Source organism: Mycobacterium sp. NAZ190054 (assembly GCF_001545925.1).
GTDB lineage: Bacteria > Actinomycetota > Actinomycetes > Mycobacteriales > Mycobacteriaceae > Mycobacterium.
Map to the genome: position 1 here is coordinate 17366 of NZ_LMVQ01000290.1, position 13734 is coordinate 31099.

The 13734-nt window shown below is 68.0% G+C and carries 12 protein-coding genes and 1 riboswitch; of the genes, 11 read left to right on the forward strand and 1 reads right to left on the reverse strand.

What is annotated here, in order from left to right; all coding sequences use genetic code 11:
• The first annotated feature begins 4 nt into the window (after positions 1-4).
• From glnT to ASJ79_RS19240, 8 genes are all read left to right on the forward strand, one after another.
• Entirely contained in the window at positions 5-1378 is a 1374-nt protein-coding gene (gene glnT, locus ASJ79_RS19205) for a type III glutamate--ammonia ligase (RefSeq protein WP_067958600.1), read from the forward strand.
• The gene (locus ASJ79_RS19210; RefSeq protein WP_067958572.1) at positions 1375-2151 is read left to right on the forward strand and encodes an SDR family NAD(P)-dependent oxidoreductase; all 777 of its coding nucleotides are present in this window, start codon (positions 1375-1377) and stop codon (positions 2149-2151) included. The genes glnT and ASJ79_RS19210 overlap by 4 nt, the downstream gene beginning before the upstream one ends.
• Positions 2152-2232: 81 nt before the next feature.
• Entirely contained in the window at positions 2233-2910 is a 678-nt protein-coding gene (locus ASJ79_RS19215; RefSeq protein ID WP_231750934.1) for a TetR/AcrR family transcriptional regulator, read from the forward strand.
• A 51-nt stretch (positions 2911-2961) separates the two neighbouring features.
• On the forward strand, positions 2962-4128 hold the full coding sequence (locus tag ASJ79_RS19220; protein WP_082753935.1) for an ABC transporter ATP-binding protein: 1167 nt from the start codon (positions 2962-2964) through the stop codon (positions 4126-4128).
• Positions 4125-5231 (forward strand): ABC transporter ATP-binding protein, encoded by a 1107-nt coding sequence (locus ASJ79_RS19225; protein WP_082753936.1) that lies wholly within the window; start codon positions 4125-4127, stop codon positions 5229-5231. The genes ASJ79_RS19220 and ASJ79_RS19225 overlap by 4 nt, the downstream gene beginning before the upstream one ends.
• Before the next feature lie 21 nt (positions 5232-5252).
• Positions 5253-6713 (forward strand): ABC transporter substrate-binding protein, encoded by a 1461-nt coding sequence (locus ASJ79_RS19230; protein WP_067958582.1) that lies wholly within the window; start codon positions 5253-5255, stop codon positions 6711-6713.
• Positions 6714-6723: 10 nt separating this feature from the next.
• A complete protein-coding gene (locus tag ASJ79_RS19235; RefSeq protein ID WP_197420280.1) occupies positions 6724-7656 on the forward strand; it encodes a carbohydrate ABC transporter permease in 933 nt (310 codons plus the stop codon).
• Between the two features lies 1 nt (position 7657).
• A complete protein-coding gene (locus tag ASJ79_RS19240) occupies positions 7658-8485 on the forward strand; it encodes a carbohydrate ABC transporter permease (RefSeq protein WP_067958584.1) in 828 nt (275 codons plus the stop codon).
• A gap of 18 nt (positions 8486-8503) precedes the next feature.
• Here the strand turns inward: ASJ79_RS19240 and ASJ79_RS19245 are convergent, their stop codons facing one another.
• The gene (locus ASJ79_RS19245; RefSeq protein WP_067958587.1) at positions 8504-9208 is read right to left on the reverse strand and encodes a TetR/AcrR family transcriptional regulator; all 705 of its coding nucleotides are present in this window, start codon (positions 9206-9208) and stop codon (positions 8504-8506) included.
• Between the two features lie 90 nt (positions 9209-9298).
• On the opposite strand from ASJ79_RS19245, the gene ASJ79_RS19250 reads away from it, so the two are divergent.
• The 3 genes from ASJ79_RS19250 to ASJ79_RS19260 form a co-directional block, all read left to right on the forward strand.
• A complete protein-coding gene (locus tag ASJ79_RS19250) occupies positions 9299-10165 on the forward strand; it encodes an SDR family oxidoreductase (RefSeq protein WP_067958589.1) in 867 nt (288 codons plus the stop codon).
• A gap of 80 nt (positions 10166-10245) precedes the next feature.
• Positions 10246-11271, forward strand: coding sequence for a sorbosone dehydrogenase family protein (locus ASJ79_RS19255; RefSeq protein WP_231750935.1), 1026 nt, complete (start codon positions 10246-10248; stop codon positions 11269-11271).
• 21 nt (positions 11272-11292) lie between these two features.
• Positions 11293-11373, forward strand: a riboswitch (cobalamin riboswitch).
• A 53-nt stretch (positions 11374-11426) separates the two neighbouring features.
• The coding region (locus ASJ79_RS19260) for a cobaltochelatase subunit CobN (RefSeq protein WP_197420281.1) at positions 11427-13734 on the forward strand (2308 nt) is incomplete at its 3' end.

Sequence of the window (13734 nt, forward strand, 5' to 3'; positions counted from 1 at the left end):
GATGATGACGACGACGTACAACGGCGAGGTGCATCGCACCGACGCACGGGAACTGGCAGAGCGATTGCGGGCCTCGGGCGTCAAGTATGCGGCGATCAGCTTCGTCGACATGCACGGCAAGTCGAAGGCCAAGATGGTTCCGCTGGACCACCTCGATCAGGCCGTGCGCGGGTCGGAGATGTTCACCGGCGCCGCACTCGACGGCGTCCCGCAGGACGTCAACGACGACGAGGTGGCCGCTCATCCCGACCTCGACGGGGTCATCGTCGCCCCGTTCAACCGGGAGATCGCCTGGTTTCCCGGGGACCTGTGGATCGGTGACACCCCGTTCGAGGCGTGCAGCCGTCAGATCCTCAAGCGGGTGACCGCCGACGCCGCGGCATCGGGATTCACCTTCAACCTCGGTATCGAGACGGAATTCTTCATCCTGCGCCAGGAGGACGGCGGTGTCCCGACGCCGGCCAGCCCCGACGACGACCTCGACAAGCCGTGCTACGACCTGCGGGGACTGCTGCACAACTACGCGGTGATCGACGAGATCGTCTCGGCGATGAACGAACTCGGCTGGGACGTCTACTCGTTCGATCACGAGGACGGCAACGGACAGTTCGAGACCGACTTCGCCTACACCGACGCCGTGTCCATGTCCGACCGGCTGGTGTTCTTCCGCATGATGGTGGGTGAAATCACGCGCAAGCACGGCCTTTTCGCGTCGTGGATGCCCAAGCCGTTCGGTGACCGTACCGGAAGTGGGGCGCACTACAACATGTCGCTGGCCGACCCCGACGGGTTGAATCTGTTCGCGGCACCGGACGACCCGCGCAGGTGCGGGCTGTCCTCGCTGGGCTACCACTTCATCGCCGGGGTGTTGCGGCACGCGTCGGCGATCTGCGGCGTGATCGCACCCACCGTCAACAGTTACAAACGACTGGTCAAGCAGGGAAGTATGTCCGGCCTGACGTGGGCGCCTGTCTTCGCCTGCTACGGGGACAACAACCGGACCAACATGCTGCGAATCCCCAAGGGCGGCGGGCGGGTGGAATGCCGCGCCGCCGACAGCGCCAGCAACCCGTATCTGGGCGCGGCCCTGATGCTGGCCGCCGGGCTGGAAGGAATCAGGGAAGGGCTGGATCCCGGGGAACCCAACCGGGACAACCTCTACGCCGTGTCGGAGGCCGAGCTGGCCGCCCGGGGCATCGGCTGGCTGCCCCGGTCCCTCGGCGAGGCGATCGACGCCCTGGAGGCCGACCCGTTGGTGCGCCAGGTTTTCGGCGACGCCATGTACGAGTCCTATGTCGGTGAGAAACGCACCGAGTGGAACTCGTACACCGCGCACGTCTCCGCCTGGGAGACCGACCGCTATCTGAGGTTCTGGTGAGCGCCGGGGCGCCCGTCGCGGTGGTCACCGGCGGCGGACGGGGTATCGGCGCGGGGATCAGCAGGGTCCTCGCCCATAACGGATACAACGTGGTGATCGGATGGACGTCCGACGAGTCGGCGGCCAAGCAGACCGCCGCCGACATCGCCAACCAGACCTCGATGGGCACCGTGCTGGTTCGGGGGGACGTCTCCGATCCGAACACCTCCGACGAACTCGCGCGGGCCGCCTTGAGCGAGTTCGGCACGTTGGACTGCTGGGTGAACAACGCCGGGTACATGGAAGCCGGATCCCTGCAGGAACTGACGGGCGACCAGCTCCGGCGCTGCTTCGAGATCAACGTGCTCGGAACGTTTTACGGGATCCAGCGCGCCGCGGAGGTGATGCCCAGCGGTGGCCGCATCATCAACATCTCCTCCGAGGCCGGTATCCGGGCGTGGCCCTTCTACGGCGCGTACGCACCCAGCAAGTTCGCCCAGATCGGTCTCGGTCAGGTGGCGGCGCTCGAGCTCGGCGCCAAGGGCATCACCGTCAACACCGTCTGCCCAGGCATCATCGAGACCGATATGGTCACCTCCAAATGGGACTCGGAATCGGCCATCACCGGCAAGTCGGTGGATCAGATCCGCAACGAGGTGACAGCCGAGACCCTCACGGGTGTGCTGTGCACGCCCGAAGACGTCGGCGAGATGGTGGCCTGGCTGGCCAGCCCGGCCGCCCGCAACGTGACCGGACAGTCGTTCTGCGTGAACGCGGGGGTGACGTTACATTGACCCGCCGCGTCGTCGAACCCGCCCGTCCCGATGACCTCCCGGTGAGGTGACGGTATGCAACCGAACCGGAGAATCCGGTCTGTGCCGACTCCCGGGTCGTCGCCCGAGCCCGGTGCTCCACCGCGGGCCAGCATCGTCAACGCCGCGACGACGTTGTTCTCCGAGCGGGGTTATGCGCAGACCACGATGAGCGACATCGCCCGCGCCGCGGGTTTCCAGCAGTCGTCGTTGTACTACTGGTTCCGCAACAAGGAACAACTGCTACAGGAAACCCTGCTGGTCAACCGGGCACCGCTGAAGTTCATCGCCGACGTCGGCGCGGGATCGGGATCACCCGCGCTGAAGCTCTACCGCCTGCTCCGCTTCGACACCATCCAGCTGGCGATGTCGCCGGTCGACTTCAACGAGATCCAGCGCATCGCCCATGACCAGCGCACGGAGTTCCACCAGTTCTGGGCAGACTACGAACGGCTCAAACAGTGGGTCGTCGATCTGATCGGCGCCGCGATCGCCGAAGGTAAATTCATCGACTGCGACAAACATGAAACCGCCGGCCTGCTACTGAACTTCGACGAAGGCGCGCAGAAGCGCACTCGGCTGCACACCGATCACGGCGACCGCGCCGAGGAGGCGGTCAGAGTCGGCGAGCAGGTCGCCACCATCGCCATCCGCGGTCTGCTCAAGCGCCCCACTGAGATCAGCAGAATCGCCGCACAGGCCGCAGCGTTCGACGACGCCGCGACCGCGCTTGGTCAGTGACGACCAGAACCCGAAACACAACCCAACGGTCACCACAGAACCGAGGTACCGATGAACGCCGACCCACCACCGTTAGCGCTGCATCGAGTCTCCAAGCGTTACAAGGGCGACGTGGTCGCCGTCGACGGCGTCAGCCTGGCGATCGCGGAGGGTGAGCTGCTGGCTCTGGTCGGGCCGTCGGGGTGCGGCAAAACCACGACGTGCAAGATGATCGCCGGACTCGAGGCCATCACCGACGGCGAAGTGCGGATTCACGGGCGGGTGGTCAACCGGCTCCCACCCGAGCAGCGCAACATCGCGATGGTCTTCGAGGACTACGCGCTGTATCCGCGCATGAACGTCTACGACAACGTCGCCTTCCCGCTCCGGGTCCGGAACACGCCGCGGGCCGAACTGCACCAGAAGGTCACCGACATGCTCGAGAAGACAGAGCTTCTCGATGTCGCCGACACCGCCGTGCACGATCTCAGTGGCGGTCAGCAGCAACGGGTCTCGATCGCGCGGGCACTCGTGCGCCAGCCCGCGCTGCTCATCATGGACGAGCCGCTGTCCCACCTGGACGTGGGACTGAAGGGCAGACTCCGGACCGAGATCAGAGTGCTGCAGCAACAGCTCGGGCTCACCGCGGTGCTGGTGACCCACGATCAGTCGGAGGCGATGGCGATGGCCGACCGGATCGCCGTCATGCACCACGGCGAACTGAGGCAGTGCGCACCGCCGCACGTCATCTACGACCAGCCCGTCGACACGTTCGTCGCCGGCTTCATCGGCGAGCCGCCGATGAACTTCCTGCCCGGGGATCTGGTGGTCGACGCGTCCGGGTCACGGTTCGTCTCACAGGATCTGGCGTTCGAGGTGAGCGACGAGGTGTCGCAGTCGCTGCAGACAGCCGGTGTCGAACGGGGACGGCACGAGGTGATCGCCGGCATCCGCCCGGAGCACCTCGCGATCGTCGACGGGCCCCAGTCGGCGCACGCCGTCGGCACCGTGCGGTACTCCGAATGGGTCGGCGACTTCCAGTCGGTGACCCTGTCCCGCCCGGCCGGCGACGAACCGTGGCTGGTGGTCCTCGCCGACGCGAACCACCGGTTCGAGCCGGGCGACCGCAGCGGAATCGTCGTCGACCCGGCGCGGGTGTCGCTGTTCGACGCGCACACCGAGCGGAACCTGCTGGCCTGTGGCACATCCGCCCCCGAGCCGCAGTTGGTGGCAGGATGAGCGGGCTTGCGCTCCAGGGTGTGTCGAAACGCTTCGACGGCAGGACCGTCCTGGACGCGGTGTCGCTGGTCGCGCAGCCCGGGGAGATCGTGTCGGTGGTGGGATCGTCGGGCGCGGGCAAGACGACGACCCTCAAGCTCATCGCCGGCACCGAACGGCCGGACGCCGGACGGATCGAACTCGCCGGCAGGGACGTGACCACTGCCCCACCGTGGCGGCGCGACACGGCCTTGGTGTTCGAGTCGTACGTGCTCTATCCGCATCTGACGGTCAGCGACAACATCGCGTTCCCGCTGCGCGCCCCCCGGCTGCGCAACCACTACAGTTCCGCCGACATAGACAGCCGGGTCAGACGATTTGCCGGCCTGCTGGAGATCGATCACCTGCTCGATCGTCACCCGGTGGCGCTGTCGGGCGGTCAGCGCCAGCGGGTGGCGCTGGCGCGCGCCCTGGTGCGTGAACCGGCCGCCTACCTGCTCGACGAACCGATCGCCCATTTGGATGCGAAGCTGCGCAACCGGTTACGTGGCGAGCTGCGGCGTCACCTCGCTGGCCTGTCCGTACCTTCCCTGTGGGCCACACCCGACGGCACCGAGGCGATGGCGGTGGCCGACCGGATGGTCGCGCTGGTACAGGGCCGGGTCGCGCAGACCGGCACTCCCCGCGAGCTGTTCGCCGCGCCCGCGACCGTCGACGTGGCTCGGCTACTCGGAGACCCGGTGATGAACATCCTGCAGGGGCACGTCGATCCCGACGGCGCGATCCAGGTCGACGGCGTCCCACCGCTGGACCTCGCCGGCGCCGCGCCCGTCGACCGCGGCGAACCCGTGACGGTCGGCGTCAGGCCGACGACCCTGACGATCGGCGGTGGCGAGTTCGACAGTGCCCGAGGCGAAGTCCTCGGAACGGAGTTCGGAAGCAGGGACAGCGTCGTCGTCGTCCGGATCGGCTCTCACCACGTGAAGATCGTGACCCGGCGCCGCGATCTTCCCCGGGTCGGGGAGATCATCCGCGTGGGCTGGGCACAGGCCCAGGTGCACATCTTCTCGTCGGCCCGCGAGCGGGTCTTCACCGGCCCGGTCCGAGAGGCGCAGAGAATCTGACATGAGAAAGAGAGCTGATCGATGACACGTAGCAAGTTCCTCACCAGGGTCCCGCCCGCGGTGATGGCGCTGTTGGTCGCAATGTCGCTGGTCTCCGCGTGCGGCCAAGCGTCGGACGACGGCGGTGAGATCGAGGTCAACCCCGACGTCAACGCCGAGAACTGGACGCTGGCCGAAGCCGCGAAACCATTCGCGGGCACCGAGATCCGGGTGCTCGACGAGCTGACCGACCTGCAGCCCTCGCTGGCCACGATGATCCCGGAGTTCGAGGCGGAAACCGGGATCACCGTGACCTACGAGCTCGAAGGGCACACCGACGTCATCCGCAAAGGGGAGTCGGACATGCTGTCGGGCCGCAGCGCCTACGACGCGGTGATGGTGCACGTGCAGCAGGCCGGCCGGGTCGTGTCAGCCGACGCGGTCGAATTCCTCGATCCGTACCTGGACAACGAATCACTGCACGACCCGTCGGTGTCGTTCGACGACATGGTCCAGCCGCTGGCCGACCAGGCCACGATGTTCGATGGTCAGCGCCTGGCCTTCCCGAACTGGAACTACAACGTCGTCTGGTGGGGCCGTGAGGATCTGATGGAGCATCCGGAGGAACGCCAGGCATTCCAGGCGCGCTACGGCCGTGAACTCGCCCCACCCACCACCCTGCAGGAGTTGCGGGATTACGCCGAGTTCTTCACCCGGTCCCGCGGTGAAACGCTGGCGGGGCGGGTGCTCGACGGCGACTTTCCCGGATTCGTCACAGAAGGGGCACAAGGTGGTGGAGTCGCCGACATCGTGGAGATGGTCTTCCTCAACCAGTTCGGTGGCGGAATCTTCGCCGAGGACGGCAGTCCGGCCGCCGATCGGCCCGAGAACGTCGAAGCCATGCAGTTCTACGGCGACCTGTGGGATTTCGGCCCCGCCGGTCAAGCCGAACTCGGGCTGATCGACATGCCGGTGATGATGGGCAACGGGCGGGCCGCGTCGGGGTTCATCTACAGCGACTTCGCGTTCAACGTGGACAAGGAAGGTGCGTCACCGTTCGCCGGTCAGATTGTGTACGCGCCCACTCCGGGCAACGGTTCCACCCACGTGACGAGCGTGCAACCGGGCATGCTGATGATCAGCAAGGCGTCGCAGAACAAAGAAGCCACCTTCCTTTTCCTGCAGTGGATCGCCTCGAAGTCGACACAGGACAAGTGGATGGAGACCGGTGTCGCCATGCCTGTCCGGGCCGACAGCTTCGAGTCCGCCGCGGTGACATCGGGTCCCCGCCAGAACCTGTACACCGCGGTGTCCGAGACGTTCGAGTTCGGCAGGGCCTGGCCGAACAACGCGCCGCAGCTCTATGAGATCTTCGATGCGGTGGCGCGGATGCAGCAGCGAGTCGGTACCGGCGACAGTGCGCCCCAGGATGCGTTGGCGGACTTGCAGTCTGAAATGGAGTCGATCTGCGGCGGCAGCTGCCTGGTCGGCGGCGTCAGCTAGGCGCACGTCGATGGCGAACGCGACACTGCCCCTGCCCGTACTCGAACCGCGCGGGAATGGGCTACTCGAGCGGCTCGAAGGCCGGCCGTTTCCCTACCTGCTCATCGCGCCGATGATGATCGCGTTGATCCTGGTCGGGCTCGTCCCGTTCCTGTACACCATCTATCTCAGCCTGCAGGAGACGCAGTTCACGCGGGTCGAGGGCTTCGCCGGGCTGGCCAACTACCAGGCGTTGCTCACCGACGGCGAGTTCTGGACCAGCATGCTGGGGACGACGGTGATCGTGATGATCGCGGTGCCGCTGCAGCTGATCCTGGGGGTGACGTTCGCGTTGATGTTCAGCCGCGGGGTGTTCGCCGGGCGGGTGCTGTCACCGGCGCTGCTCATCCCGTCGGTGATCGCGCCCGCGGTGGCGGGGATCGTCTGGAAGATCATGCTCGCCCCGTCGTGGGGGATCTTCACCTATGAGGTGATCGAACGGTTCGATCTGCTGCCGGGTACGTCGATCTTCAGTCAGGGCTGGAGCGCGGTCGGAGCCATCATTCTCATCGACATCTGGCAGTGGACGCCGTTCGTCACCCTCGCCGTGTTCGCCGGCCTGCAGGCGTTGCCGCAGGGGCCGTACCGCGCGGCGGCGGTCGACGGCGCGCCACGCTGGCATGTGCTGCGCTACATCACCCTTCCCGGCATCCTGCCGATCGTCGCGGTGCTGCTGCTGATCCGGGTGATCGACACGTTCAAGATCTTCGACACGATCTACATGCTCACCGGCGGCGGGCCCAACGACGCGACGCAGACGGTCAGCATCTTCCTCTACAAGGGTGTCTTCGATTACTACGAGGTAGGGCTCGCGGCAGCCGCCGCGGTGATCGTGTTCCTGCTGTTCTTCGTACTGGCGTCGTGGACCTACCGATTGTTCACCAAGACCCTGAGGTTGTTCTGATATGGACCATGACTCGACCAGAAGGCGGGTGGGCAGGACCGTCGTGCTGGCCGCGATCACGCTGCTGTTCATCTTCCCGGTGCTGTGGACGCTGTCCATCGGTCTGCGTACCAATGAGAGCACCTTCGCTCAGCCTCCCGAGTTCCTCTTCGCCCCGGTCTGGGATCACTACGCCAAGGTGCTGGCTGACGGCGCGATCATCAACGCGCTGGTCAACTCGATCATCATCAGCGGGACGAGCACGCTGCTGATCATCCTGATCGGGACCCCGGCCGCCTACGCGCTGGCACGGCTCGAGCTCAAGGGCCGCGACGACATCATGATGTTCGTGCTGGCCGGCCGGATGGCCCCGCCGGCGGCGCTGATCATCCCGTTCTTCCTCATCTACAAGGACTTCGGCCTGCTTGAGACGCACACCGGTCTGGTCATCGCGTACCTGACGTTCAACCTGTCGTTCTATGTCTGGGTGCTCACCATCTTCGTCCGGGAGATCCCCCGCGACCTCGAAAGTGCCGGGTACGCCGACGGATACGGGCCGTTGCGGGTGTTTTTCGCCGTGATCCTCCCGCTGATGCGACCCAGCATCATCGCCACGTCGATCCTGGTGTTCATCTTCGCGTGGAACGAGTTCGCGTTCGCCCTGATCCTCGGCGGACGCAACGCCGAGACGCTGCCGGTGGTCATCTCACGGGCCATCACACCGGCCGGTGTGCAGTTCGGCGAGCTCGCGGCGATGGGCACCATCGCGCTGGCCCCGATCTGCATCCTGGTGTTCCTGCTCTACAAGTACATCGTCCGCGGCCTGGCGATGGGCGCGGTGAAGGGCTAGGAGCAGGGCGCTCGGGAATCACGGCGTCGCCGCGAGCCGGTCGAGCCACTCGTTGAGCAGTCCGGCCTCGGCCTCGGTGAGGACCGCGGTGTCCCGCAGCGACGCCTTGAGCGCGATCGCGCGCGGGCCGGCCCCGTCCGCGTTGTCGGCACCGGTGGCCGCGTCGGTGGTGATGACCGAGATGAACGCCTCGCGCGTGGCGGCCGACAGCCCTGCATCGCGGTCCTCCGGCGGCATCGAGATCAGCGTCAACACCACGCCCCGGCACGCGGAGTGCATCATCTGGGCCGCCCGTTCCACACCGATCCGCAGCCGGCCCGCCTCGGCGATCCGCGCCACGATGCCGCGCAGGACCTCGTCGGCCTGCGCGACCGCGGCCGGGCGGGCGTGCGGTCGCGGATCGCCGTAGAGAACGGTGTAGACGGCCGGATGGGCCAGGCCGAACTCCACGCTCAAATCCCAGCCCCGCCGTAGGTCGTCGACGGAATCCTCTGCGGGCGGGCGCGTCTTCTTGTTCGCCAGATAGGCCGCGAAGCCGTGGCTGGCGGCCGCGTCGAGCAGGCCGCGCATGTCCCCGAAATGCCGGTAGATGGTCGGTGACTGGACTTTCGCCGCGGCGCACACCGCCCGGGTGGTCACCGCCTCGCGGCCCTTCGCGTCCAGAAGTTCGGCCGCCGCACGGACGATGCGCTCGCGTGCCCCGACGTCATCCGCAGCAGACATAGAACATTGATAACAGACAAATGTTGGCAATGACAACGTAGCGGTGGTATCACTGTTTTAGTACTGGCGATAACAGATGGGAACGACGTCATGTCCGAGAACTCCGACCACGACCCCGTACGACACCCGGTGATGACCCGCCGTTCGATGCTCGCCGCGGCCGCAGCGGTGTCCGCCGGCGCCGCCGGTGTCGCAGGCTTCGCCGCGGCGCAAGGCGGCAGCCCGGCCAACTCGATGTCCGCCCTGGTGACCGGTTCGTCGCGCGGCATCGGTGCGGCGACCGCCCGCCGGCTGGCCCGCGACGGATACGCGCTGACCGTCAACTGCGTCGTCCGGCGCGACCTCGCCGCCGACGTCGTGCGCGAGATCGAGTCCGCCGGCGGCCGCGCCGTGTGGGTGCAGGCCGACGTCAGCGACCCCGCGGCGGTGCGGCGGTTGTTCGACGAACATGAACGCGCGTTCGGACGCCCGGACGTCGTGGTCGCCAACGCCGGCGTCATGCGGTTGGCGCCGTTCGCCGCGATGACCGACGACGACTTCGACCGGATGTTCGCGGTCAACGCCAAAGGCAGCTTCAATACGCTGCGGGAGGCCGCGCGACGCGTCCGCGACGGCGGACGCATCGTCACGCTCTCGTCGAGCATCACCCAGTTGCGCAGCCCCACCTACGGGCCCTACGCCGCGACCAAGATGACGCAGGACATGTTCGCCTCCATCCTGGCCAAGGAACTCGGGGACCGCCGGATCTCGGTCAACGCCATGGCCCCCGGTGTCGTGAACACCCCACTGTTCACCGACGGCAAGACACCCGAGCAGATCGCCGGCTTCGTCGAACGCACGCCGCACGGACGACTCGGCGAGCCGACCGACATCGCCGACGCCATCGCGTTGCTCTGCGGCAGCGGGGGCGGCTGGGTGAACGGCCAGACGGTGTTCGCCAACGGCGGCATCGTCTGAGCGGGGGAGCGATGAAAAGGATCACCAATCGCGTTGTCGCACTGGTTGTTTCGGTGATCGTGACGGCATGCGCTGCTCCGATGGCCGCGCAACCGGGCGGATCGCCCACCGAACCGGGCGTGGTCACCGAGCTCGCCCGTGACCTGCGCATGCCCTGGGGGCTGAGCTTTCTGCCCGACGCCTCCGCGCTGATCTCCAGCCGCGACACCGGCGAGATCCACCGCGTGCTGCCCGACGGCACCGTCACGCTCCTCGGCCGGGTCGACGGCGTCTCCGACACCGCCGAAGGTGGACTGCTCGGCCTCGCGGTGTCCCCGCAGTTCCCCACGGACCGAACGGTGTTCGCGTATGTATCCGGCCAGCCGGGCAACCGGGTCGTCGCGCTGCGCATCGACGACGACGTCCGCTCGTTCACGGTCGAGCGCACCCTGGTCGACGGCATCACCACCGACAACCGCCACCACGGCGGGCGGCTGGCATTCGATCCGGACGGAAACCTGTGGATCGGTACCGGCGACGCGTTCGACGGCACCCTCGCCCAGGACCCGTCGTCGCTCAACGGCAAGGTGCTCCGCATCCGGCCCGACGGCTCCGTGCCGGCCGGCAACCCGGCCGGCACACCGGTGTTCTCGATGGGGCACCGCAACGTGCAGGGCATCGCCTTCGGCCCGGACGGCACGGTCTACGCCTCCGAATTCGGTCATCGCACCTGGGATGAGGTCAACGTCCTCAAACCCGGCGCGAACTACGGCTGGCCGCTGTCGGAAGGGCACCAGGGCGACGCCGGCGAGCGGCCCATCGCCGTCTTCCGTCCCGACGACGCGTCACCCTCGGGCATCGCCTACGCCGACGGATCCCTGTGGATGGCCGGCCTGCGGGGACAGCGCCTGTGGCAGATCCCGGTGCACAACGGTCGCGTGACCGGGCCGCCGGTCGCGCACTTCGAAGGCCGGTGGGGCCGCCTCCGCACCGTCGAAGCCGCCCCCGACGGGTCGCTGTGGCTGCTCACCTCGAACACCGACGAAGCCACCTGGGGCGGCACCCCGCCGCGGGAGGGCGACGACCGACTGCTCCGACTGGACCTGCGCACCGATGCCCTAGGATGAGGACGTTCGTCCCGTGGCGAAGGAACCCGGTGGGAATCCGGGGCGGTTCCGCCACTGTGTAGGTTGCCTGACCGGAATGACGGGTGACCTGAAGCCAGATACTGGTCACGGGACATCCGAAGACGAGGGGCGAGAACCCCGAGTAGGAGCCATGCATGACCACTGCGGCCCAGACGCGTCGCATCGCGCTGCTGTCCACCTCCGACACCGACCTGCTGTCCGCGCGCGCCAGCGGCGCCGCGTACCGGCTCGGCAACCCGGTCCGCCAGGAACTCGAACCGCTCCTCGACGGCGTGGACGTCGTCGTGCTGCGGGTGCTCGGTTCGTCGGCGGAGATCGAGCCGGAACTGGCCGTGCTGCGCGGCACCGGGCTTCCGCTGGTGGTGCTCGGCGGGGAACGCCAACCCAGCGCCGAGTTGATGGAGTGCTCGACCGTGCCGATCGGGCTGGCCGCCCAGGCGCACGCCTACCTCGCCGAAGGCGGACCGGCCAACCTCGCCCAGTTGCACGCATTCCTGTGCGACACGGTCCTGCTGACCGGCGAGGGGTTCGAGGAGCCCACCACCATCCCGGAGTGGGGCTACGCCGAGCGCGGCGAACCGGCCGACGGCACCGATCGGGTCCGGGTCGGGATCCTGTACTACCGCGCCCACGAGGTCAGTGGCAATGCCGGGTTCGCGCACGCGCTCGCCGACGCCGTCGACGCGACCGGGGAGGCGGTCGGCGTGCCGATCTTCGCGTCGTCGCTGCGCAGCGCGCCGCAGGAACTCTTCGACGCGCTGGGCACCCTCGATGCGCTGGTGGTCAGCGTGCTGGCCGCCGGCGGTTCGAAGCCCGGTACCGTCAGCGCCGGCGGCGACGACGGCTCATGGGACATCGAACGGATTGCCGCCCTTGACATTCCGACGCTGCAGGGGCTGTGCCTGACCTCGTCCCGGCAGGAGTGGGAGGCCAGCGACGACGGCGTGACGCCGCTGGACTCGGCCACCCAGATCGCGATCCCTGAGTTCGACGGCCGCATCATCACCGCACCGTTCTCGTTCAAGGAGATCGACAGCGACGGCCTGCCGCACTACGTCGCGGACCGGGAACGTTGCGCGCGGGTGGCCGCGATCGCGGTCAAGCACGCCCGACTGCGCCGGCTGCCCAACGCCGAGAAGAAGCTGGCCCTGGTGCTCTCGGCCTACCCGACCAAGCACTCGCGCGTCGGCAACGCGGTCGGCCTGGACACCCCGGCCTCGGCGGTGCGGCTGCTGCGCCGCCTGCAGGCCGAGGGCTACGACATCGGCGACGGGTTCGGTGTCCTCCACATGGAGGACGAAACCGAGGCCGGTGACCGGTTGATCCACACGCTGATCGAGGCGGGCGGGCAGGACGAGGAGTGGCTGACCAGCGCGCAGCTCACCGACGCGCACGTGACGGTCACCGCCGAGCAGTACGCGGCCTGGACCGCCGACCTGCCCGCGAGCCTGCGGGAGGCGATGACCGAGGCGTGGGGCGCGGCGCCCGGCCGGCTGTTCGTCAACGACGCCGGCGAACTCGTGCTCGCCGCGCTGCGGTCGGGCAACCTCGTGCTGATGATCCAGCCGCCGCGCGGCTTCGGCGAGAACCCGGTGGCCATCTACCACGATCCCGACCTGCCGCCGAGCCACCACTACCTGGCGGCCTACCGCTGGCTGGAACACGGCTTCGGCGCCCACGCCGTCGTGCACCTGGGCAAGCACGGGTCGATGGAGTGGCTGCCGGGCAAGAACGCCGCGCTGTCGGCGGCGTGCGCCACCGACGCGACCATCGGCGCGCTGCCGCTGATCTACCCGTTCCTGGTCAACGACCCGGGCGAGGGTGCGCAGGCCAAGCGCCGCGCCCACGCCACGATCGTCGACCATCTGATCCCCCCGATGGCGCGCGCCGAGAGCTACGGCGACATCGCCCGGCTCGAACAGCTGCTCGACGAGTACGGCAACATCGCGTCGATGGACCCGGCCAAGCTGCCGGCGATCCGCGGCGAGATCTGGAACCTGATGCGTGCCGCGGAAATGCACCGCGACCTGGGCCTGGAAGACCGCCCCGACGACGAGGAGTTCGACGACTTCCTGCTGCACGTCGACGGGTGGCTGTGCGAGATCAAGGACGCCCAGATCCGCGACGGCCTGCACGTCCTGGGCGGCGCACCCGAGGGAGAGGCGCGCGTCAACCTGGTCCTGGCGATCCTGCGGGCCGCCCAGGTGTGGGGCGGCCAGGACCACGCCGTGCCCGGTCTGCGCGCGGCGCTGGGTTTGAAGGAGGGCGCCGAGACCACCGCCGTCGACGAGATCGAGACCCGGGCCCGGGCGCTGGTCGAGGCGATGGAGTCCGCGGGCTGGGACGCCGCGGCGGTCGACACCCTGCACGACGACCCCGAGGTGCGCAGCGTGCTGCGCTTTGCGGCCACCGAGGTGGTGCAGCGGCTGGCGGGCACCGCGG